Genomic DNA, 21,885 nt, shown 5'->3' with positions numbered 1-21,885 from the left:
GCGGACATCGATGTCGCCGGAACCGACTGGGAACCAAGGCTTGTGGCATCACCTCACGCTCCGGCCGAGGCCGCCGCGGGCTGCTCCTTCTTGCGGTCGGCGATGTCGAGCACTGCCAGATAACCGAAGGTGAGCGCGGGACCGATGGTGGCGCCGGGGCCCGCGTAGGTGTGACCCATCACCGGCGCGCTGGCATTGCCCGCGGCGTAGAGGCCCTCGATGACGGTCCGGTCTTCGCGCAGTACCCGACCCGCGGTGTCGGTGACCAGGCCCCCCTTGGTGCCGAGATCGCCGGGCACCATCTCGGCCGCATAGAACGGTCCGGCCACCAGCGCTGCCAGACACGGGTTCGGCTTGACCGTGGGGTCGCCGTAATACTTGTCGTAGGCGCTGTCCCCGCGGTGGTAATCCTCGTCCACGCCGGTGGCCGCGAAGCCGTTGAACCGCTGCACGGTCGCGGTCAGATTCTGCTCCGGCACACCGATCTCGGTGGCCAGTTCGGCCAGGGTCGCCGCCTGGACGATGCGACCGTTCGCCATCCACCGGGACGGAAACCGCTGACCGGGCTGCAGCCCCGCGAAGATGTAGCGGTTGCGGTACCGCTGGTCGAACACCAGCCAGGCAGGCACGTTCTCGCCGGGACCCGACCCTTGCCCGTGCTCCCCGCCGTACATGGTGTGGACCGCCTCGACGTAAGGCGCCGACTCGTTGCCGAATCGCTTCCCGTCGGTGTTGACGATGATGCAGCCCGGCAGATTCCGCTCCGCGAGGCAGAACCAGGGCTTGCCGCCTTTGAAGATCGTCGGTCCCCACCAGGCGTCGGCCATGATGTCGACGGCCGCGCCGAGTTCCAGACCGGCGCGGATGCCATCTCCGGTGTTGGCCGTCGCGCCGGTGGTCCATGCGGTGGTGATCGGCTCGCGCTGGTAGGTGTGCCGCATCTCGTCGTTGTGCTCGAAGCCGCCGCTGGCCAGCACTACGCCGTAGCGGGCGGTGAAGCGCACGGTCCGTCCCTCGTGTTCGGCTTCGACCGCGGTGACCCGGTCGTCCTCGACGATCAGCCCGGTCAGCGGCGTGTTCAGCAGCAGGGGTACCCCCGCGTCGAGTAGACCTTTGCGGAGGGCGGCCGACAGCGCCTGTCCCATGCCGAGTAGATGCTTGCGGGTGAGCCGGGCCCACGTGGTCCGTGCGCCGACCCGCATCGCGCGCAGCATGCCGCGCGGGTGTCGTCTGATGAGATTGAGCTGCTTGAAATCCGCCTGGGTGACCACGACGTTCAGCGGAGCCTTGCTGTAGGGCGGCTCCAGGTTGAAGCGCTCCGCGCCGAGGATCTTGGCGTCGAACGGTTTCGGTTCACACGAACGGCCCTCGGCGCGGCCGCCGGGCGCTTCGGGGTAATAGTCGGAGTAGCCGGGCACCCAGCGCATCTTCAGTGGGGTGTGGTCGAGCACGAAGTCGAAGGCTTCGGCGCCGCGGTCGATATAGGTGTCGATCCGATCCTTGGGGACGACGCCGCCGATGATGCTGTGCAGGTAGGTCCGGGCGTCCTCGCGGTCGTCGGGCCGACCGGAGGCCCGCAGTGCTTTGTTACCGGGGATCCACACGCCGCCACCGGACCGCGCGGTCGACCCGCCGTAGTGCGCGGCCTTTTCGATGAGTACTGCGCTCAGCCCATGGTGGGCGGCGGTCAGGGCGGCGGTCATGCCGGCGGCGCCACTGCCGACCACCACCACGTCGTATTCCCGATCAGTCATGTAGAACACGTTATAGAATGGACGCGCAATTGGTCTATGTTGTGTGGCAGAAGACTTACTCGGCGTTCCATCTACCGAGGTAACTTGTTTCAATTCAGGACCGGAGAGAAGTGTATGGGGCACGATTGGGACCTGACCACCGACGTTGTCGTGGTCGGATACGGCGCCGCCGGCGCGGCCGCCGCGCTGGAAGCGACCGCGGCGGGCGCGCAGGTGCTCGTGCTCGAGCGGTTCGCCGGGGGCGGCGCGTCGGCGCTGTCCGGCGGTGTCATCTACGCGGGCGGCGGTACCTCGGTGCAGCAGGCGGCCGGAGTCGACGACACCCCGGCGGCGATGCTCGCCTACCTGGAGCGTGAGGTCGGCGACGCGGTGACACCCGAGACGCTGCGCCGGTTCGTCGACGAGAGCCCGGCCATGATCGAGTGGCTGCAAGGCCACGGCGTGCCGTTCGGGGCGTCGCTGTGCCCGTACAAGACCTCCTATCCGAACGATCACTTCTACCTGTATTACTCCGGCAGCGAGGTCTCCGGAGCGTTCCGGGACATTCCGGCCGCGCAGCGCGGACATCGGGTGAAGGGGCGGGGCACCTCGGGCAAGAAGCTCATCGGCCCGCTCGCCGCCTCCGCGTCCCGCCTCGGCGTACGCGTGGAAACCATGACGCGGGTGACGCGCTTGGTCACGGACAGCACGGGGGCGGTGATCGGCGTCGAGTGTCACACCCTGCGCGCCGCGCCGGGCCGGATCCGGGATCGATACACCCGCATGTCGAAGGTCGCGGCCAAGCCGGGGATCTACTATCCACGGCTACGCCGGGCATTGGAGCGGCGGCTCGCCCGGATGGAACGCCGGTACGGCACGACGATCCGGGTTCGGGCGCGCCGAGCCGTGGTGGTCAGCGCCGGCGGATTCATCGCCAACCGTGACATGGTGCGCCGGTACGCGCCGCAGTACCGCGGTGGCCTGTTACTCGGGACGACCGGCGACGACGGGAGCGGAATCGTGATGGCGCAGCAGGCCGGCGCGGCCGTCGGCCGGATGGACAACATCTCGGCGTGGCGATTCCTGCAGCCACCCAGCGCCTTGACCGGCGCGTTGCTGGTCGACGCGGGCGGCCGCCGAGTGATCGACGAGACCCGTTACGGCGCCGCGGTCGGGCACACGCTGATCAACGAGCACGAGGGCAAGGGCTGGCTGCTCGCCGACGACGCGTTGATGCGCACCGCCATCGGCCAGATCGGTAAACAGGGAACCTGGTTTCAGCGTGGTCAGTTCGAGGCCATGCGACGCACCGCGATTCGGGGCGGCACGATCGAGGAAGTCGCGGCGAAAGCAAAAATCGATGCCCCCGGTCTGCGCGCGACGGTCGAGGCGCACAATTCCGCGATCGACAGCGGTGCACCTGATCCGGTCGGCAAGCCCGCCGAGTTCACCACCAGGGTGCGCACCGGTCCGTTCTGGTTGCTGGATGTGAGTGTCACACCGAGTTTGACCAATCCGTGCGCCATGCTCACCCTCGGCGGCGTCCTGGTGAACGAGCGTTCCGGCGCGGTGAAATCGACCGAGGGAGGCGATATTCCGGGACTTTTCGCGGCGGGTCGGACCGCGATCGGCCTCTGCTCGCAGTCCTACGTCAGCGGCCTCTCGCTGTCGGACTGCATTTTCTCTGGTCGCCGGGCCGGTCGGTCCGCGGCGGCCGAGCGGGTTCCGGCGCTCGACCGAGCAACAGCGGAAGGAAACTAGCGTGCTGTCCGATGCGGTACGAAGGGAACTGGCCGACGCGCTCGAGCTCGCCGAACGCGACCGGGTAGCGGTTGATCCACTGGTCGCCCGATATCCGGATATCGACGTGATCGACGCCTACGAGATCCAGTTGATCAATATCCGGCGCAGGCTCGACGGCGGCGCCAGGGTGGTCGGCCACAAGGTCGGCCTGTCGTCGGAAGCCATGCAGCGGATGATGGGCGTGGATGAGCCCGATTACGGGCATCTGCTCGCGGACATGGAAGTTCACGAGAATATTCCGGTCGAGGCGGACCGCTATCTGTTCCCGCGGGTCGAGGTGGAGGTCGGCTTCGTGCTCGGCGCCGATCTGCCCGGCGCGGACTGCACCGAGCAGGACGTGCTCGCCGCGACGGTCGCCGTCGCGCCCGCGATCGAACTCATCGATTCGCGGATCAAGGACTGGAACATCGGCCTGGTCGACACCATCTCCGATAACGCCTCCTCCGCCGGTTTCCTGCTCGGCGCGCAGCGCGTCGCACCGCGGGATATCGACATCGCGGCGATAGACGCGGTGCTCACCCGCAACGGCGAGGTCGTCGCCGAAGGTCGCAGCGATGCCGTGCTCGGCGACCCGGTGATCGCGGTGGCCTGGTTGGCCCGCAAGGTCGCCGGCTTCGGGGTCCGGCTGAAAGCCGGCGACATCGTGTTGCCCGGTTCCTGCACCCGCGCCATCGACGCCTGTCCGGGCGACGCGTTCCACGCCGAGTTCGCCGGACTCGGTTCTGTCCGTCTGCAATTCAGCTAGGAGGCATGTCGTGTCCGTACCAGGGACCGTCGCCGCCGCGATCGTCGGGTCCGGCAATATCAGTACCGATCTGCTCTACAAGCTGCTGCGCTCAACGACCATCGAGCCACGCTGGATGATCGGCATCGATCCCGACAGTGCGGGTTTGCAGCGTGCCCGCGGGCTCGGGCTGGAAACCTCGCACGAAGGCATCGACTGGCTGCTCGGGCAAGGGGACCTGCCCGACCTGATCTTCGAGGCGACTTCCGCCGCCGTGCACCGTGCCGCCGCGCCGCGCTACGCCGAGGCGGGTATTCGGGCGGTGGACCTCACGCCCGCCGCCGTCGGTCCCGCCGTGGTGCCGTCGGTGAACCTGGGTGCGAATCTCGAAGCGCCGAACGTCAATATGATCACCTGCGGGGGTCAGGCGACGATTCCGATCGTCGCGGCCGTGTCGAGGGTCGTTGCGGTGCCCTACGCGGAGATCGTCGCGTCGGTGTCGTCGGTCTCCGCCGGCCCTGGCACCCGCGCCAACATCGACGAGTTCACCAAGACCACGAGCCGCGGCGTCGAGACCATCGGGGGTGCGCAGCGCGGCAAGGCGATCATCATCCTGAACCCGGCCGAGCCGCCGATGATCATGCGCGACACGATCTTCTGCGCCATCCCCGAGGACGCCGATACCGACCTGATCGGCGACTCCATCCACCGAATGGTCGGCGAGATCCAGCAGTACGTGCCCGGCTACCGGCTGCTCAACGACCCGCAGTTCGACGAACCGTCGGTGGTGTCCGGAGGCATGGCGAAGGTGTCGGTGTTCGTCGAGGTCGAAGGCGCGGGCGACTTCCTGCCGCCGTATGCGGGCAATCTCGACATCATGACCGCCGCGGCGACGCAGGTGGGCGAGGTCATCGCCGACCAGATCCGCGGCCGAGCGCACCGAGGCGACCAATCAGGCACCGAAACCCGGGTGTGAGGAGCGAAAATATGGCCTACTCAGCAGAACTGGACATCCGCGTCACCGACACCTCGCTGCGCGACGGTTCGCACCACAAGCGCCACCAGTTCACCACTACCGAGGTCCGTGCCATCGTCGCCGCGCTGGACGGCGCGGGCGTCCCGGTGATCGAGGTGACCCACGGCGACGGCCTCGGCGGCTCGTCGTTCAACTACGGCTTTTCCAGGACGCCCGAGCAGGAACTGGTCGCCATCGCCGCCGCGACAGCGAAACAGGCGAAGATCGCGGTGCTGATGCTGCCCGGCGTCGGTGTCAAAGAAGACATCAAGGTCGCCCGAGACAATGGCGCCGCCATCTGCCGCATCGCCACGCACTGCACCGAAGCGGACGTGTCGATCCAGCACTTCGGGCTCGCCCGCGAACTCGGCCTGGAGACGGTCGGCTTCCTGATGATGTCGCACACCCAGCCGCCGGAGGTACTGGCCGAGCAGGCGCGCATCATGGCCGACGCGGGCTGCCAGTGCGTCTACGTGGTGGATTCGGCGGGAGCTCTTGTCCTGGAACAGGTCTCCGATCGGGTCGCCGCCATCGTCGCCGAGCTCGGTAACGACGCTCAGGTCGGTTTCCACGGCCACGAGAACCTCGATCTCGCGGTCGCCAACTCCATCTGCGCCATTCGCGCGGGCGCAAGCCAGATCGACGGCAGCGCCCGCCGTTTCGGTGCGGGCGCGGGCAATACGCCGGTCGAGGCGTTGGTCGGGGTGTGCGACAAACTCGGTATCGAGACCGGCATCGATTTCTTCGCCATTGCCGATGCCGCCGAGGACGTGGTCCGGCCTACCATGCCGCAGGAATGCCTGCTGGATCGTCAAGCCCTGATGATGGGCTACGCGGGCGTCTACTCCAGTTTCCTCAAGCACGCGCAACGCCAAGCCGAGCGCTACGGTGTCTCCGCCGCCGAACTGCTCGTCCGCGCGGGCAAACGGAAGCTCGTCGGCGGGCAGGAGGATCAACTGGTCGACATCGCGCTGGAATTGCGGCGGGAGCAGGCAACGGTCTCTGCCTGACCGGCCGCCGACCGCGGGTCGCGCGCGTGTGCGGTCACCCCGCGCGGCCCGCCCGCGAGACTGCGGGCTTACAGGCTGAAGGCGATCGAGCGCAGGATCAGCGCAACGACGAATACCACGGTGAACGCCAGATCGATCGACAACCCTCCGGCACGAACCGGAGGTAGTGCCCGCCGCACCGGCGCGATCACCGGCTCCGTCCAGGCTCGAGTCAGCGAGCGCGCCCGACTCGCCCAGCGTGGGCTGTCGGCCATCGCCCCGATCCAGTCGAGCACCATCCGGGCGATCAACAGCAAGATGAACACCGTCAGGGCGTACCCGAGCAGGGTTCCGATCAGGCTCATGACCAACTCCTTGTGCCGCTGGGCGTCTCACCAGTTTCAACGTGGCGGCTCAGGTCGAAAGTGTCGCTTTTGCTGTGTTCTCAGCCGACTATCAGGTTGGAACCGACGTGGGCCGCGGTGCGATGGACCGTTCTCGTCCTTGTCAAACGGTTGTCGCGGTCTTTGCTCAGCGGGCACCGGATTGCAGTGCCGACAAGGTCAGTTCGTCTTGTCTTCGCCGGTACTGGTTGATGCGCTCAGGTACTGTTCGCGGTTGCGCAAAAACGACGCAACAGCGCGTTCCGCCCGTCCACTCAGACCGCGACGATCTCGACCATGCTTTCCAGCCCCCGGAAGTCTCCGCTGTTGCGGGTGTAGAGCGGTAATCCGCGTGCTGACGCGATCGCCGCGATGAGCAGGTCCATCCGGCGAGGACGCGGATCGCGGTTCGCGGCCAGAGTGAGGGCTACCAGCGTGCCGTAGCGTGTCGCGGCATCTTCATCGAATGGCAGCGGATCGAAGTCGACGATGGCGGCGCCGAGTTGCTCGGATCGCGCCGCGCGGGTGGCGGCGTCCTTCGCCATCGCCACGCCCTGATGCAATTCGGCTAGCGTGATAGCAGTGATCTCGGGTAGCTGGGGTAGGGCGACCGGATCGAGCGCATACAGGTCGATGTAGGTGCGGGTGTCGAGTACGCCCGATGCGTGCAATTCGCTCACCGACGTGATCCTCGAGCGTCGTCGTCCTCGATGCGATCTTCTGTGCGGAAAAATTCGTCGGCTTCTTGCCGCATCTGTGTGAAGTCGACACGGGGGAGTTTGCGGTGTCGTTCAACGAGTTCTTCGGCGGTTCGGCGTCGCTGTCGACGGACCGGCCGTACCTCAGCGACCTCGACGCCATTGCGGGTGACGCGAAACGTTTCCCCGGCCTCGACGGCATTCATGACCGCCGCCGAGTTGTTGCGGAATTCACGCTGCGTGATCACTTTCATTCCCGAAGTGTAGGCCGATGTAGCACTGGTGGCTACATGAGGCTACAAGTTGTGATTAGTATAGTTATCATAACTGTATTGATAATGGGAGAGCCATGCAGAAGCCGGCGGATGTGTTCAGCCGAGACCGTGAGTGGGAATCGCTGACCCGGTTCGTCACCGACCCTGCGGCCGGTGCGACTCTGGGTGTCGTATCCGGGCGTCGCAGGCAGGGCAAGAGCTTCCTCCTCGAGGCGGTCTGCGAGGTCGCCGACGGATTCTACTTTTCTGCGCAGGAAGCCACGGACGCGGAATCGCTGGCGTCGATCGGCGAAGCGCTGACCCGTCACCTCGACCTGGTCGCCCCGTTCACGCCATCGAATTGGGGGCAGGTGATCGACGTCCTGCTCCGCATGGGAGCGGAGCGGAATACTCCGGTGGTGGTCGACGAGTTCCCTTATCTGGCCAGGGCGAATCCTGCTCTGCCATCGATCATCCAGGGCGCATACGCGCCCAGGCGTACCGAGCGGACGGGCTCGCGTACTCGGTTGCTGCTGTGTGGTTCGGCGCTGTCGTTCATGGGTGGATTGCTGTCCGGAGACGCGCCGTTACGCGGTAGGGCATCGCTAGAATTGCCGATCCACACGTTGAATTACCGTCTGGCAGCTGATTTCTGGGGTATCACCGACCCGCGGTTGGCGCTACTCGTGCATTCGGTTGTCGGCGGAACGCCGGCATATCGGACCGAGATGATCCGCTACGACGCGCCGAGAGACTTGGCTGATTTCGATGACTGGGTAGTTCGAGCGGTTCTTTCCCCGGGCAGCCCGATGTTCTTGGAAGCGCGCTACCTGCTCGCCGAAGAACCCGATCTACGGGATGTGGCGCTGTATCACTCGGTCCTCAGTGCCGTCGCGTCCGGAAACAGCGGTAGGGGCGGCATTGCCGGGCACGTCGGCCGACCGGTCAACACGTTGTCCCATCCGTTGACCGTGCTCGAAGACGCCGGTTTGATCACCCGCGAGGTCGACGGATTCAGAGCCAACCGCACCGATTTCCGTATCGCCGAACCGCTGCTCGCCTTCTATCACGCGATCATGCGTCCGTTCTGGCCCCAACTGACTCTCGCGGCCGACACCGAGCGCATCTGGCGACGAGCGTCGCATCGGTTCGCCAGCAACGTCATCGGTCCGCACTTCGAGCGGATATGTCGCGAATGGGCACTGCGCTTCGCGCATGAACCCAGCGGCCAGGATCGGATCGGTGACCTCCCGATCCGGGTCAGTGCCGGCACGGTCAACGATTCGGCCCACCGCACGACGCATCAGGTCGATGTGGTCGCGGTCGGCTACGCGGAGGACTCGCGTCCGCCACTGCTCGGCATCGGGGAGGCGAAGTGGAACGAGACCATGGGCCTCGCTCACCTCGACCGGCTACGACACATCCTCGCACTCATCAACGTAGGCGGAAAATATGACACAACAAGTACGCGCCTGCTGTGCTTCTCGGGCGCCGGCTTCAGCGCGGAACTTCAGCAGGCCGAGCGGCGCGGCGAAGTCGCACTGATCAATCTCGAGGAACTCTATGGCGTCCGCTGATCGGCTGGGGCCGCGCGAGATCAACCGACAGCAACGGCACGACCTTCCGCCAGACCGGGAGACTGTGCAAGTCGGTCGCGCCGCCGAACCACTACAACCAGGTGTCGAGGGTGGTCGTGGTGAGGAAGTGCTCCAGATCGGCGCGCCAGGGAGCCGGGGTGGTCTTGTCCGGTTCGATGGCGGTGTATTGGCCGCGGTAGAACAGCAGGGGGCGACCGGAAGTGGTCGATTCCGTGAGAGCTTGGACTCGACCGATGACGATGTAGTGGTCGCCGCCGTCCACGACGCTGTCCACCTTGCACTCGACGGTGGCGAGCGCGTCGTCCAGGAGCGGGAGCTCCAGGTCGGAGGCGTGCCAGGTGACTCCGGCGAACTTGTCGGGTTCGCGGGAGCCGAAACGAGCACACAGCTCACGCTGCTCTTCGGCCAGGACGTTCACGCAGAAGCGTCCGGTTTTCTCGATCGCCGCCCAGGATCGGGACGCCTTGGTGGGGCAGAACAGGACGAGCGGCGGTTCGAGGGAGAGGGCGGCGAAAGACTGGCAGGCGAAACCGATCGGGGCTGCTTGGTCGCCGTCGAAGGTGGTGATCACCGTGATGCCCGTACAGAACTGCCCGAGCACGTTTCGGAACTGCCGTGGATCGATCTCCGCGGCCATCGTTTCGCCAGCCCTCTCGGTCACTGCTGTCGCTGCCCGACGGAGAAGTCGTGGCCCCACAGGCTCACGGCGGTGGACTCCCTGGCAATCCACTCGGCGTCGTCCACCGCCAGACCCTCACAGCCGAATTCGACATCGAAGCCGCCCGGCGTTTTCATGTAGAAGGAGAGCATCTTGTCGTTGACGTGCCGTCCGAGCGTCGCCGACATCTTGACCTTCTTGCGCAGCGCGCGATCCAGGCACAGCCCGACGTCGTCGGCCTCACCCACCTCGAGCATCAGATGCACGATGCCGCTCGGAGTCGGCATGGGTAGGAAGGCCAGTGAGTGGTGGCGGGGATTGCAGCCGAAGAAACGCAGCCACGCGGGCTCCCCGTCGGCTGGACGTCCGACCAACTGCGGTGGCAGCCGCATCGAGTCGCGCAACCGGAAACCGAGCACATCGCGATAGAACTCCAGTGCCGCCTTGTCGTCCTTGGTGCTGAGCACTACGTGCCCGAGCCCTTGCTCCTCGGTGACGAACCTGTGCCCGTAAGGGCTGACCACCCGGCGATGCTCCAGCGCGGCGCCGTGAAACGCCTCCAGAGTGTTGCCGGAAGGGTCGTCGAAGCGGATCAATTCGTACACCCGGCGATCGGCCAGTTCCGCGGCGGCGCCTTCCTTGTACGGCACCCCGGCCGCGTCCAGCCGATTGCGGATGTCCTGCAGCTCTTCGGCGTCGGCGGTCTCCCAGCCGGAGAGCTGCAACTGGTCCTTGGTGCCCGGAACAATCACCAGCCGGGCCGGAAACTCGTCCATGCGCAGATACAGCGACTCCGGGTCGGCGCCCTTGCCCTCGACCATGCCGAGCACCTTCAGTCCGTACTCTCGCCAGGCGGCCAGGTCGGTCGCCTCGATACGCAGATATCCCAGTGAGCGGATTCCCATCACTTCTCCTGTGTCCCGCGGGAGTTCCCGCACCCCGTCGGCGCGATGAGGGTTGCGTGAGTGTGTCTCATCGAGCCTCCTGTGTCCTGCGGGAGTTCCCGCACCCCGTCGGCGCGATGAGGGTTGCGTGAGTGTGTCTCATCGAGCCTCCTGGACGCCGGCGAGGAAATCGATGGCCAGCCGGTTGAATTCGTGGAATTTCTCCAGTTGTGCCCAGTGTCCGCAGCCGCCGAAGACGTGCAGCTGCGCGCGGGGGATCACCTTCATCGCAACGAGCGCGCCGTCGAGCGGGTTGACCCGGTCTTCGCGTCCCCAGATCAGCAGCACCGGCTGACGCAAGGTGTAGGCGTCCCGCCAGAGCATGCCCTTCTCGAAGTCCGCGCCGGCGAACGACTTCCCCATCGCGCGGGCCGCGGCCAGTGCTTCCGGCGTGCTCGCCGCGGCGAACCGCTCGTCGATCAACTCGTCGGTGATCAGCGACTGGTCGTAGACCATGATGCGCAGGAAGGCCTCCAGGTTCTGCCTGGTCGGCTCGTAGTTGAACGCGGCGAGCAGTTTCACGCCCTCGGTCGGGTCGGGCGCGAACAGGTTGGTGCTCAGCCCACCGGGACCCATCAGGACCAGTTTTCCCGCCCGCTGCGGATAATCCAGCGCGAACCGTACGGCCGCGCCGCCGCCGAGCGAGTTGCCGAGCAGGTGCACGCGTGAGGTGATCTGCAGGTGGTCGAGCAGATCGTGCAGCGCCGAGGCGCTGTGCACGAAGTACTGCGGATGCTCGGTCGGTTTGTCCGAGCGGCCGTACCCGGGCTGATCCACGGCGAGCACATGGAAATTCTCCGCCAGCACGGGGATGTTACGGCCGAAGTTCGACCAGGAGGATGCGCCGGGCCCGCCGCCGTGCAACAGGACGATCGTCGGCCCGTTGCCGACCCCCGCCTCGTGATAATGCAGCCGCAGGTCAGGGCGCACCTGCGCGTAGCGCGAGGTCGATGCAGCGGTGAGTTCCGCGGTTGAGGTCATGATCGCCCTTACACCATGCCGTCGGTGACGGGCAGCCCGAACTCGTGCGTGCCGTACATCAGGTACGCGCGCTCGGGATCATTGGCCGCGTGTACCCGTCCCGCGTGCGCGTCGCGCCAGAAGCGTTGCAGCGGAGTGTCGTTCGCCAGCGCGGTGGCGCCGGAGCTCTCGAACAGCTTGTCGATGGCGGCGATCGAGCGTCCGGTGGCGCGCACCTGGTCGCGCCGCGCCCGCACGCGCAGGTCGAACGGAATCTCCTCGCCTGCCACCAGCAGCGCGTACTCATCGGCTACATTGCCCGACAGCTGGCGCCATGCCGCGTCGATATCACTGGCCGCCTCGGCAATGCGCACCTTGGCGAACGGGTCGTCCTTGGCCTTCTCGCCCGCATAGGCCGCGCGCACGCGTTTCCCCTGGTGCGCCACATGTGCCTCGTACGCGCCGTAGGCCATGCCGACGATCGGGGTGGAGATGGTGGTGGGATGGATGGTGCCCCAGGGCATCTTGTACACCGGATCGGTGTTCTGTTCCAGGCCGGGCGAAGTCAATTCGCTCATGGCGCGGAAGCTCAGAAACCGGTGCGACGGCACGAAGACGTTGTCGACCGCGATGGTATTGGAGCCGGTGCCGCGCAGACCGACCACATTCCAGACATCATCGATCCGGTAGTCGTCGCGGGGGATCAGGAAGCTACCGAAGTCGACGGGTCTGCCGTCCTTGATCACCGGGCCGCCGAGCACCGCCCAGGTCGCGTGGTCGCAGCCGGACGACCAGGCCCACGCGCCGTTGACGAGGTAGCCGCCGTCGACGACCGTGCCCGCACCCATCGGCGCGTAGGACGAGGAGATCCGTACCTCGGTGTCCTCGCCCCAGACGTCCTCCTGCGCCTGCTGAGCGAACAGCGCCAGATGCCAGTTGTGCACGCCGACAATGCCGGACACCCAGCCGGTGGACCCGCACGCGCTGGCGATCTTGCGAACGATGTCGTAGAAGACCACGGGGTCGGCGGCATGGCCACCCCACTGTTTGGGCTGGAGCAACCGGAAGAAACCGGTCTCCTGTAACGCTTTCATGGTTTCGTCGGGGATGCGCCGCAGGTCTTCGGCTTCCTGCGCTCGCTCGCGCAGCATCGGCAACAGCGCGTCAACCCGCTCGGTCACTTCTTGCGTCATCTCGGGACCTGCTCCTGCCTGGTCGATGGATAACCGGTAATCTCATTTGCTTCTGAGACTAGAACAGGTTCCTATTTATGTCGAGAACCGGTGTTCACCCCAGTTCGTCGGTGGGCTTGTGCAGGAAGTGGGGCGAATCGCTGGCGTCCAGGGCGGTGATTTTGTAACGTGTTCTAGTACAGAAGGAGGAGGAATCGCCATGGCAATTACCCCACTGCCGCCGAGCGACGGGCCCGGAGGCGGCAGCGTGCGTAACCACGGAGGGGCCCGCGCGGCGGCCGATCCTGCGCCGCGCGGCGGTGCGAAGGTCCGGGAGCTCGATGTCGGCACCGCACCGAGCCGGTATGCGCGGGGATGGCATTGCCTGGGTCTGGCCGCAACGTTCCGGGACGGCAAGCCGCATGCGGTCACCGTGTTCGGTACCAAGCTCGTAGTCTGGGCCGACAGCAACGGTGATCTGCGCGTCCTCGACGCCTACTGCCGGCATATGGGCGGCGACCTGACGATGGGCGAGGTCAAGGGCGACGACATCGCCTGCCCGTTCCACGACTGGCGCTGGTCGGGCAGCAACGGCAAGTGCACCGCGATTCCGTACGCGCGCCGGGTGCCGCCCTTGGCCCGTACCAGGAAGTGGACCACGCTCGAGCGCAACGGACAGTTGTTCGTCTGGCAGGACTACGAGGGCAGTCAGCCACCGCCCGAGGTCACGATCCCGCACATCAAGGGCCCCTACACCGACGTAGATGGCAACCCCACCGAGGAACTCGACAGCGGCTGGACCGCCTGGACCTGGAACTCGATGTTGATCGAGGGCGCCAACTGTCGCGAGATCATCGACAACGTGGTCGACATGGCCCACTTCTTCTATATCCACTTCGCCTTCCCGACCTATTTCAAGAATGTTTTCGAAGGTCACATCGCCACCCAGTTCCTGGAGACCAAAGGCAGGCCCGATGTCGGCATGGCCGCCAAGTATGGTGGCGACACGCTGCTGAAGTCGGAAGCGTCGTATTTCGGGCCGTCGTACATGATCAACCCACTGGTCAATATCTACAGTGGCTACGAGGTCAAAAGCGTCCTGATCAACTGCCATTATCCGGTCACCCAGGACTCGTTCGTCCTGCAATGGGGCATCACACTGGAGAAGCCGAAGGGCGTCGAAGGTGATATGGCCGTCCGGCTCGCGGAGAAGATGACCGAGGGCATCAGCGTCGGCTTTCTGCAGGACGTCGAGATCTGGAAGCACAAGTCGAAGGTCGACAACCCGCTGCTGTGCGAGGAGGACGGGCCGGTCTACCAATTGCGTCGCTGGTACGACCAGTTCTACGTCGACCTGGCCGACGTGACCGAGAAGATGACCCAGCGCTTCGAGTTCGAGGTGGACACCACCAAGGCGAACGAGGTGTGGGAGGCCGAGGTCGCCGACAACCTGCGGCGCAAGCGCGAAGCCGAGGCCAACGCCTGATGGCCGCCTGGGCGAAGGCGCCGGATTTCGCCGACCAGCCTGCTCGGCGGGCCGAAGTGCGTGCCCAGACCGTGATCGACAAGCAGCGCTATCTGGAAGACGGACTGACCGCGCTGCGATGTCAGGCCTGCCGGAGCGAGGTACTGGTGCGCAAGAGCAGTTCGCACCAGACCTCGGTGCAGTGGCTCGGCGACCCGGCCGGACTCTGCCCGGTTTTCGCCGAGCTGAGGGCGAACGGGCTCGGGCCGGGCCGTCCCGACTCCTGCCCGAACCTGGAGCGCACCATCCAATGGGCGGTAGACGAGGGCGTGCTCGAAATTCCTGAATAGCCCGGTGCGGCACCGCGTTCGGGTCATCGGATTGTCGGCCGAGGGCGCGCACGGGCACCGTGCTGTCGCGGCCGTGCCGGGATCGGGCTACGTTGGCGGAAACAGACAGACCGGCGTGCCGGATCGGATCCGGTGCCGCAGGAGGGAGTTTCCGCGATGCTGGTTCGGCATCTGGACTGCGCGACGATGTGCCCGATCGGCGGGCGCGCGCTGCTCGGCAGCGGTGGCCTGCTGACCGGCGCGCTGGTCGGCCACTGCCTGCTCATCGAGACCGGCGACGGGCTTGTGCTGGTAGACACCGGGTTCGGCATGGCCGATGTGCTCGATGCGAGCAGGCTCGGCGCCGGCGCCAGGCTGTTGCGGCCGCGGTTGCGTCCGGAACAGACTGCATTGCACCAGATCCGCGCGCTCGGCTATCGGCGTGAGGATGTCCGCCACATTGTATTGACCCACCTCGATCTCGATCACGCGGGCGGATTATCCGATTTCCCGGACGCTGCCGTGCACGTCTTCGCCGATGAGTTGGACGCGGCGACCCAGCCCGCGACACTCGGCGAGAAGCTGCGCTATCGACAGCACCACTGGGAGCACGGCCCGCGCTGGCTCGCCCACGAAACCGGCGCCGACTCGTGGTTCGGCTTCACCGCGGTTCCGGTGCTCGAGGACATCATGTTGATTCCCTTGATCGGACACAGCCGCGGACACAGCGGGGTCGCGGTCCGGCAGAGCGACGGTTGGCTGTTGCACTGCGGCGACGCCTACTTTCATCGCCGGCAGCTGTACTCGGCGAAGACTCGTCCGCCGCTCGGGCTCGGGGTCTTCGAGGTGCTTGCGAGCACCTTGGGCCGAGCCCGGGTCGACAACCTGGAGCGATTGCGCACCCTGCGTGCCGAATTCGGTGACCGCGTGCGGCTGTTCTGCGCGCACGACCCGCACGAACTCGCCGAGCTGACTGCGGTGGCGGTGCGCTGAACTCCCGGGAAAATCGGTGTGAATCTGTCGAGTCACCGTGCAGTATCCGGCAGCAGAGCCGGGTCCCCGGCAACGCCCGAAGGGGCGGTGGAAACCGATTCCGCGGCAAACGCACGCCGTGCAGTCGTGATCATGTCGGCCGTGACAGCCGGATGGGCCAAAGCGATGGTGACCAACGCCGCATCGGTATCCGGCCCCAACCCCACGTGCATGCGCAGCGGTTTGCCGGCGACCGCCGCCGCCAGTTCGGTCTCGAATGTGTCGTGCTGCTCCGCTGCGGACCGCGCACCGATGTACCTCACGGCTGTGCCGTCGACGATAGCCGCGCCGTCTCGACGACCAAGCGGTGCAACACCTTCGCGGCCGGACCCGCGTCCTGCCCGTTCAGTTGGACCTCGGTGAACGCATCGGCCAACGCCATCCCGGGATCGAAGCGGCCGTCGCGCAGGCCATAGCCACTCAACTGAGCACGCCACTGCTCGAATTCGGCCGTGGGCGCGGTGGTCGAGTCCTCCGGTGCGCGAGTGCCCCGAATGCGCGTGAACTCGGCGATCAGCACGTCCTGGGCCGCCGGTCTGGCGCGAAAGCCCCCTGCGATATCCAGCGCATGCCCGACTTCGCGGATCACTGTCGAATACACCGGTCGCCGGTCCGATCCGCGCGCCAGCTTTCCCGATTGTGTTGCAGTGCACACCGATTCGACGAACTCATCAGGGTTGCGGGCGACGGCGGCGTCGAACACGATTCGGCGGGTGAACGGCTCCGGACCCTCGGCTCCGGCGACCCAATCCCATTCCAGGCATGTTGCCGCGTCCGCGGATTCGGCGATCGCAATCTGCCGTACGTCGGCATGGGGGTACTGCGTGAGCACATCGTCGAGCGCAGCCGCGAGTTCGCGCACCGTGTGCCGGTCGACACCTGGGGTGTCGAACCCGATGACTTCCAGATCGTGACGCTCGGCTAGTTCCCGCGCGATCCGTATGTTCTCGTCGACGAGTGCGCTATGGCTGGCCCATGGGTGATGACCGGTGGATTTCGATTCAGCACCAGGCGTCTTCCCGGTGGCCTTCGGCGCGGGCCAGCGATCGTGTCGCTCAGGAAATGGTGGCGCGGTCAGCCTCGGAAGGTTCGAGGGCACGCATACTTCGGGCGGATCGCTGCCTGGCATCGATGCTTGCGACGGGCTGTGTGATACCGAGGTGTTCGACGGGCCCATACCGGACACCCTTTTCGACCATGGCGTGTTGGGCAGTGTGCGCCCGGCCGTTTGGACATCGGCGGCTGCGCGCGTGGAGGTGGCCGGCGTCGCGAAATCAGGTGCGGCCGTCGGTGCGGCGCCCACCAGCGTGAGCTGGGCGCCCTGGCGTTCCTCGCCGCTGTCGTGCCCGTCTGTCGCGCCGACCGGATCGACCGGTCCGGCAGTGTTGTCGGAGAGTCGGCTGGTCGGGACATCCGGCGGCGGGTAGTGCTGCGCACTACCCGGAATGATCGCTGTGTCAGGCGAATGCAGCGCTGGACGATCGCTGGCATCGGAATCCGGCTCGATGCGAAGGAGTCTGGGCCCGGACGCGGCGCTCGTCGCGGGGATCGCATGTTGCGAACTCGGCGGATTCTGATCGGTGGGGGCGCTGAAGGGTTCGACGCGAATCTCGGCCCGCCCGGACGTCTGGCCCGCCGGGTCGTCATCCCAGCAGTTTCCTTCGTGCCCGATCGCGGCTTTCAACTGGCCGAGCAGACGCTGTGCTTCGGTGCCGATGTTCTCGAATTCCGCGACCATTGCCCGAAGCTGTTCTTGATCGACCCGCACCGACTGCCCCACACCGCCTCCTTGCGCCTCCCTGTGTCCAATTTCTCATGCCATGCGCATGAATTCTCAAGATTGGGAAGTAATTAGTTGGCTCGCTGATTGCCGTCGCCGGATGAATTGTGAATTCGGGCCTGTTCCGCGCCTGGGAGACGGGGTTTGCTGAATGCGGGACCGACACTCCGGCGGTGAGCCGATCTTCCTGGTGCCGGGCATGTATATGGTGATCTTGGTGAATGGCTTGCTTGCGCATCTCCAGGTGTATTTCGTCGGGTGTGCAAGGTGTGGATTCGACTATCTGTCGGTGAAAAAAACGAACAATTATGTTCGCTGTGGAATGAGTCTGTTACTCGGTGTTGGCATCGGCGCTGTGTCTGCGGGCATACCGGCATGACCAAATCGCGCGGTACCCAAAAATTGCCAGAATAAACACGGCCCGCACGGCCCGGCGCGTGCGCCGAGCCGGCGGCGGTTGCGGTGTGCCGAGCGTCAATCCATCCGGAAGTCGGCGAAGTCGAACCCTGGTGAGACGATGCAGCTGACCAGCGCATAGTTCTCGCCGACCGGGCGAGCTGCCTGGCTGACGCCGCCGGGCACCACGACTTGCAGCAGCTGTCCGTGTTCCACGTCCGGGCCGAGTATCACCACCTCACCGCCGACGCTGAGCGCCAGTGGGCCGCCGCGATGCCAGAGCCACAGTTCGTCCGAGCGCACCGTGTGTGGTTGCGACTGCTCGCCTGGCAGTAGCAGGAAGTAGATTCCCGTCGCGCTCGCGCGCGGACCTCCGTAGCCTTCCGGGGTGAATTCGACAGAGCTGCGCCAGGTCTCGCGGTACCAGCCGCCCTCGGGATGTGGCGAGAGATCGAGTGCGACGGCGAGGGGTGGTCGGTGGGCGGTCATTACTCGACTATGCCCGCCGCGCCGTCCTCGATGCGCCAGGTGATTCCGAACGGCGCCAGCGTGTCGAGGAAGCCGGCCGCGTCGAAAGCCTCGGCGACCGCGAGCGCCCCCGCTGCCGCCGATCGCTCGGCGAGTCGCATGGCGGTCTCGACCGCCATCAGTGCCGAATCGCGGTAGGAGTCGACGCCGCTGAGCACACCGCGCACCTTGCGGCCGTCGACACCGAATGCGTCCACAACGAGGTCGTAGCTCAGATCGGAGTCGGGTTCGTCGGGCAAGGCCTCGATCATGTCGGCGGTGAATCCGCTGAGTGTTTCGAGGATCGACGTAGCCAGAACTCCCTCGACGTACGAGACGTCCGAGTGGCGTGGGATGGTCAGGACCGCTGGCTGCGGGAACTTGGCGACCGGTGTCGGGCGGGTGTCGCCGGGAAATGTCATCGTGTCGTGGCGTGCGGCGGCGTCGGTCCGCCACGCGCCATCGGCGTAGTTCCAGCCGCCGCTGCGGAACCAGTGCAGGCTGGCGAGCACCGTCTCGGCGCTACCTTTGGAGCCGTTACCGCCGCTGTTGCTCAGATGGCTCAGTGTCACCGCAGCCGGTCCGGCGACCCGGCGGGTGGTGAGGTAGCCGAGCAGGTCACCGGGCAGATTGCTGTCAGTGACGCCGGCGATCACGGTGACGCCCGCCGCTTCGGCGCGTGGTCCGAATTCGTCGAAGACGCGCCGTAGGAACAGTTGTTCGCCGGACATGTCGGTGTAGTGCGCGCCCGCGTCGATTGCCGCCGTGAGTACCGCTGCCCCGTGATTCACATACGCGGGCAGGCTGCTGATCACTGCGTCGACGCCGGTGAACGCCGCGACGAGAGCCCTGTGATCGGTCAGGTCCGCGACTCGCACCTCGGCGTCCGGCAGTCCCGCGGCGACCGCGGCGGCTCGGATCCGATCGGCATCGCGGCCTACCAGGATCGGGGATGCGCCGCGGCGGCGCAGTTCGGTGAGAAGGTAGCCGCCGGTGTGGCCGGTGGCGCCGTAGACGGCGATGATCCGGGGGACTTTCTGCGATGTCATGGATGCGAATCTATTGTTATCTGAGGAGTGGTTGAATGGCTGTAATCCGCAATTGAATGTCTGAAACGCTCAGATGCAGAGTGCTACGGTAATCGGCGTGGACATTCTGAGCGAGGCTATCGCGGCCATCCGCACCGGCAGCCCGACCTCTGGTCTGTTCATTCGACACGCGCCGTGGGGCCGTCGGTATCCCATAGTCCCGGGCGCGGGCTTCCATGTGGTGTTGCAAGGTTCGTGCTGGGTGGTGCCACCGAACGGCGAGCCGATGGCGCTGGGCGTCGGTGACGTGCTGTTCATGCCGCGCGGCGCCGATCACGATCTGGTCGACAGTCTGGACAGCCCGGTCACCGAACGGGCGCTGCCCGGGGAGCCGAGGGAGATCGTCGGGCCCGGCGTGCGGACCGTGCTGCTGTGCGGTGCGTACGAACTCGGCAGGCGGCACAGTGTGGTCGGTCGTAGCCATCCGCTCCTGGACGAACTGCCGGAATTCGTCCATCTCCCAGCGCGTCCCGGCCGTCATCCGGCGCTGCGCGGCGCCGTCGATCTGCTGGCGGCCGAGATCGCCGAGCCGCGGCCGGGCAGCGACGCCGCGGTGCCCGCGCTGTTGGAGATGCTGCTGTTGTTCATCCTGCGTTCGTGGTTCGATGAGCAGGCTGATGCCCGATCCACCGGCTGGGCAGGCGCTTTCGCCGATCCCGCGGTCGCCGCGGTACTGCGCGCGGTGCACGCGCAGCCGGCGAGGGCGTGGACCGTCCCCGATCTCAGCGATGTCGCCGGTGTCTCGCGCGCTACGCTCGCCCGCCGATTCGCCGCGACGGTCGGCGAGCCACCCCTGGCGTATGTGACCCGTTGGCGCATGCTCACCGCCGCTCGTCTGCTGCGCGAAACGGACAGCGGCTTGGGCGCCGTGGCCCGCCGAGTCGGCTACACCTCGGAATTCGCCTTCGCGAAGGCCTTCAAACGCGAATACGGGCTGGCCCCAGGCCGGTACCGTCGCGCCGAGGACAACCCGCCCTTGGTCGCGGTCTGATCGTCGCTGCGCCCGGGTCCACGCGACCACCTCATCCAGGCTCGGTTGGACAATCCCTCGACCCCCGGCCGATTTGCGTCAGTTGAACGGGGTGCGTGGGCGTTCTTGGAGTTCGCCGTCGAGGTAGATGTCGACCTTTTCGTTGTAGAAGCAGGTCAATCCGGCGACTTTCTGGCTCTCCGGAAGCGGAGTGCGGTAGCCCCAGACGTAGTCGAGGTACTCCTTGTCGTCGATGCGGACTGTCCAGTAGTCGGCGGTGCCCTTGTACGGGCAACTACTGTGCGTGGCCGACGGGTGCAGCAGATCCATTCGAACGTCGGTCATCGGCAGGTAATACCGCGGCGGCAAACCGGTTTCGAAAAGGATGCGCGGCGAGTGCGAATCGGCGACGGTGATGCCGTCGATCTCCACCCGCACATGGCGGGAACTGGCCAGAATGTCGACCCGCGAGTACGGACTGCGCGGGTGGACGTAAACCGGCTCGTCCTCTTCGAACCATTCGTCCATCGCGCTCCATTCCAGCCGGACCAGATCGCGCAGTTCGGTGAGCGGTGAATCCGGATACCGCAGTGCTGCTGCGCCGGCGGTGGTGCCATCGACGATGACGTCATAGCCGGTCGCGTCGCCCCGGCTGGGGGAATGCCGGGTAATTCCGTTCGGTTCGAGCTTCGCGTGCAGATCCGCGACGGGCAGGTAATAGGTCGGATAGTGCGGGTTCTCCCACACGAGCACCGGACTGACGGTATCGGCCACCAAGTGCCCGCCCAGATAGACTCGCACTCGCTTATGGCCGGTCTCGACGTCGACGCGGCCACGCTTCGTTTCGGTCATACCTCTCGACCGTACTCCGCGCAGTGGCTGGCGCCAGGGCCGCAGATCGGGATCTGTCCTGGTCAGTCGCCTATCGTGCTGGCGGCTGCTTCCTCGACGCTGTGTGGACGCGGCTCGTGGTTTTCAGGACGTCCAGCAATTCGTGTAGTTCTCCGTCCAACCGGGCGAGCCGCGCGGTGTCGAAACCGGGTAGGTGTGCGCCGATCGCGTCGGCGAAGGCTTGACGGGACCTGGCCAGGCGGGTGCGTCCGGCCGGGGTGAGTTCGACGACGACGGCCCGGGAATCCGCCGGGTCCTTGCGTCGGGTCGCGAATCCTTCCGAGACCACCTTGCCGATCAGCGCCGTTGCCGCCGGCTGTGAGCATCGGTCGATCCTGGCGAACTCGCTGACCCGCACGGCGCCGTGTTCATCGAGTACCGCGAGTGCGCGCAACACGGCGCGTGGCAGGTCGTCGCCACTGATCACCCCGGCCAGCCGCGTCAGGCGGCCCGCGGTGACGAGAAGGTCGACGACGATGTCGTCCATTGCATTCGC

The 21,885-nt window shown here is 66.2% G+C and carries 23 protein-coding genes; 9 read left to right on the top strand and 14 right to left on the bottom strand.

Annotation, left to right across the window (positions count from 1 at the left end):
• Positions 1-53: 53 nt before the first annotated feature.
• Complete coding sequence (kstD, locus tag AB0B25_RS14005) at positions 54-1,763, bottom strand: 3-oxosteroid 1-dehydrogenase (RefSeq protein ID WP_357178322.1); 1,710 nt, start codon at positions 1,761-1,763, stop codon at positions 54-56.
• A 105-nt stretch (positions 1,764-1,868) separates the two neighbouring features.
• Here kstD and AB0B25_RS14000 point away from each other — a divergent pair, with 105 nt between their 5' ends.
• Genes AB0B25_RS14000 through dmpG form a run of 4 tightly spaced genes read left to right on the top strand, consistent with a single transcriptional unit; the run spans position 1,869 to position 6,285 of the window.
• A complete protein-coding gene (locus AB0B25_RS14000; protein ID WP_357178319.1) occupies positions 1,869-3,494 on the top strand; it encodes an FAD-binding protein in 1,626 nt (541 codons plus the stop codon).
• Position 3,495: 1 nt separating this feature from the next.
• Positions 3,496-4,281, top strand: a complete 786-nt coding sequence (locus AB0B25_RS13995) for a 2-keto-4-pentenoate hydratase (protein ID WP_357178317.1) — start codon at positions 3,496-3,498, stop codon at positions 4,279-4,281.
• Positions 4,282-4,291: 10 nt separating this feature from the next.
• The gene (locus AB0B25_RS13990) at positions 4,292-5,236 is read left to right on the top strand and encodes an acetaldehyde dehydrogenase (acetylating) (protein ID WP_357178314.1); all 945 of its coding nucleotides are present in this window, start codon (positions 4,292-4,294) and stop codon (positions 5,234-5,236) included.
• A gap of 11 nt (positions 5,237-5,247) precedes the next feature.
• Positions 5,248-6,285, top strand: coding sequence for a 4-hydroxy-2-oxovalerate aldolase (dmpG, locus tag AB0B25_RS13985; RefSeq protein WP_357178312.1), 1,038 nt, complete (start codon positions 5,248-5,250; stop codon positions 6,283-6,285).
• A 68-nt stretch (positions 6,286-6,353) separates the two neighbouring features.
• Here the strand turns inward: dmpG and AB0B25_RS13980 are convergent, their stop codons facing one another.
• The 3 genes from AB0B25_RS13980 to AB0B25_RS13970 all read right to left on the bottom strand — a co-directional run bounded on the left by AB0B25_RS13980 (position 6,354) and on the right by AB0B25_RS13970 (position 7,599).
• Positions 6,354-6,629 carry a YggT family protein gene (locus tag AB0B25_RS13980; protein ID WP_357178309.1) on the bottom strand — a complete coding sequence of 92 codons (276 nt, stop codon included), beginning with the start codon at positions 6,627-6,629 and terminating at the stop codon, positions 6,354-6,356.
• Between the two features lie 293 nt (positions 6,630-6,922).
• Positions 6,923-7,327, bottom strand: coding sequence for a type II toxin-antitoxin system VapC family toxin (locus AB0B25_RS13975; protein WP_357178306.1), 405 nt, complete (start codon positions 7,325-7,327; stop codon positions 6,923-6,925).
• The gene (locus tag AB0B25_RS13970) at positions 7,324-7,599 is read right to left on the bottom strand and encodes a type II toxin-antitoxin system prevent-host-death family antitoxin (RefSeq protein ID WP_357178304.1); all 276 of its coding nucleotides are present in this window, start codon (positions 7,597-7,599) and stop codon (positions 7,324-7,326) included. Before AB0B25_RS13970 ends, AB0B25_RS13975 begins: the two co-directional genes overlap by 4 nt.
• A gap of 95 nt (positions 7,600-7,694) precedes the next feature.
• On the opposite strand from AB0B25_RS13970, the gene AB0B25_RS13965 reads away from it, so the two are divergent.
• Positions 7,695-9,176: an ATP-binding protein gene (locus AB0B25_RS13965; RefSeq protein WP_357178301.1), complete on the top strand. Its 1,482-nt coding sequence runs from the start codon at positions 7,695-7,697 to the stop codon at positions 9,174-9,176.
• A 91-nt stretch (positions 9,177-9,267) separates the two neighbouring features.
• On the opposite strand, the gene hsaB is transcribed toward AB0B25_RS13965, so the two are convergent.
• The 4 genes from hsaB to hsaA form a co-directional block, all read right to left on the bottom strand.
• Positions 9,268-9,834 (bottom strand): 3-hydroxy-9,10-secoandrosta-1,3,5(10)-triene-9,17-dione monooxygenase reductase subunit, encoded by a 567-nt coding sequence (hsaB, locus tag AB0B25_RS13960; protein ID WP_357178589.1) that lies wholly within the window; start codon positions 9,832-9,834, stop codon positions 9,268-9,270.
• Positions 9,835-9,854: 20 nt separating this feature from the next.
• A complete protein-coding gene (gene hsaC, locus AB0B25_RS13955) occupies positions 9,855-10,760 on the bottom strand; it encodes an iron-dependent extradiol dioxygenase HsaC (protein ID WP_357178298.1) in 906 nt (301 codons plus the stop codon).
• 138 nt (positions 10,761-10,898) lie between these two features.
• Complete coding sequence (hsaD, locus tag AB0B25_RS13950) at positions 10,899-11,780, bottom strand: 4,5:9,10-diseco-3-hydroxy-5,9,17-trioxoandrosta-1(10),2-diene-4-oate hydrolase (RefSeq protein WP_357178295.1); 882 nt, start codon at positions 11,778-11,780, stop codon at positions 10,899-10,901.
• An 8-nt stretch (positions 11,781-11,788) separates the two neighbouring features.
• Complete coding sequence (hsaA, locus tag AB0B25_RS13945; protein ID WP_357178292.1) at positions 11,789-12,952, bottom strand: 3-hydroxy-9,10-secoandrosta-1,3,5(10)-triene-9,17-dione monooxygenase oxygenase subunit; 1,164 nt, start codon at positions 12,950-12,952, stop codon at positions 11,789-11,791.
• Between the two features lie 199 nt (positions 12,953-13,151).
• Between hsaA and AB0B25_RS13940 the strand changes: the two genes are divergently transcribed.
• From AB0B25_RS13940 to AB0B25_RS13930, 3 genes are all read left to right on the top strand, one after another.
• On the top strand, positions 13,152-14,417 hold the full coding sequence (locus tag AB0B25_RS13940; protein ID WP_357178289.1) for a Rieske 2Fe-2S domain-containing protein: 1,266 nt from the start codon (positions 13,152-13,154) through the stop codon (positions 14,415-14,417).
• Positions 14,417-14,746 carry a hypothetical protein gene (locus AB0B25_RS13935; RefSeq protein WP_357178286.1) on the top strand — a complete coding sequence of 110 codons (330 nt, stop codon included), beginning with the start codon at positions 14,417-14,419 and terminating at the stop codon, positions 14,744-14,746. Before AB0B25_RS13940 ends, AB0B25_RS13935 begins: the two co-directional genes overlap by 1 nt.
• 156 nt (positions 14,747-14,902) lie before the next feature.
• Complete coding sequence (locus AB0B25_RS13930; RefSeq protein WP_357178284.1) at positions 14,903-15,718, top strand: MBL fold metallo-hydrolase; 816 nt, start codon at positions 14,903-14,905, stop codon at positions 15,716-15,718.
• Positions 15,719-15,750: 32 nt separating this feature from the next.
• Here the strand turns inward: AB0B25_RS13930 and AB0B25_RS13925 are convergent, their stop codons facing one another.
• The 4 genes from AB0B25_RS13925 to AB0B25_RS13910 form a co-directional block, all read right to left on the bottom strand.
• A complete protein-coding gene (locus AB0B25_RS13925) occupies positions 15,751-16,020 on the bottom strand; it encodes a hypothetical protein (protein ID WP_357178282.1) in 270 nt (89 codons plus the stop codon).
• Entirely contained in the window at positions 16,017-17,537 is a 1,521-nt protein-coding gene (locus tag AB0B25_RS13920; RefSeq protein ID WP_357178280.1) for a hypothetical protein, read from the bottom strand. The genes AB0B25_RS13925 and AB0B25_RS13920 overlap by 4 nt, the downstream gene beginning before the upstream one ends.
• 474 nt (positions 17,538-18,011) lie before the next feature.
• Entirely contained in the window at positions 18,012-18,422 is a 411-nt protein-coding gene (locus AB0B25_RS13915) for a cupin domain-containing protein (RefSeq protein ID WP_357178278.1), read from the bottom strand.
• On the bottom strand, positions 18,422-19,489 hold the full coding sequence (locus tag AB0B25_RS13910; protein ID WP_357178275.1) for a saccharopine dehydrogenase NADP-binding domain-containing protein: 1,068 nt from the start codon (positions 19,487-19,489) through the stop codon (positions 18,422-18,424). The genes AB0B25_RS13915 and AB0B25_RS13910 overlap by 1 nt, the downstream gene beginning before the upstream one ends.
• Positions 19,490-19,586: 97 nt before the next feature.
• Between AB0B25_RS13910 and AB0B25_RS13905 the strand changes: the two genes are divergently transcribed.
• Complete coding sequence (locus tag AB0B25_RS13905) at positions 19,587-20,519, top strand: AraC family transcriptional regulator (RefSeq protein ID WP_357178273.1); 933 nt, start codon at positions 19,587-19,589, stop codon at positions 20,517-20,519.
• Positions 20,520-20,597: 78 nt separating this feature from the next.
• Here AB0B25_RS13905 and AB0B25_RS13900 read toward each other — a convergent pair whose 3' ends face one another.
• Together AB0B25_RS13900 and AB0B25_RS13895 are read right to left on the bottom strand one after the other, a co-directional pair.
• Positions 20,598-21,350 carry a DUF427 domain-containing protein gene (locus tag AB0B25_RS13900; RefSeq protein ID WP_357178270.1) on the bottom strand — a complete coding sequence of 251 codons (753 nt, stop codon included), beginning with the start codon at positions 21,348-21,350 and terminating at the stop codon, positions 20,598-20,600.
• A 70-nt stretch (positions 21,351-21,420) separates the two neighbouring features.
• Positions 21,421-21,876: a MarR family transcriptional regulator gene (locus AB0B25_RS13895; RefSeq protein ID WP_357178267.1), complete on the bottom strand. Its 456-nt coding sequence runs from the start codon at positions 21,874-21,876 to the stop codon at positions 21,421-21,423.
• Positions 21,877-21,885 lie beyond the last annotated feature (9 nt).

This window comes from Nocardia sp. NPDC049190 (genome assembly GCF_040648115.1).
In the GTDB taxonomy this organism is placed as follows: Bacteria; Actinomycetota; Actinomycetes; order Mycobacteriales; family Mycobacteriaceae; genus Nocardia.
This window is presented reverse-complemented; position numbering and strand designations above follow the sequence as displayed.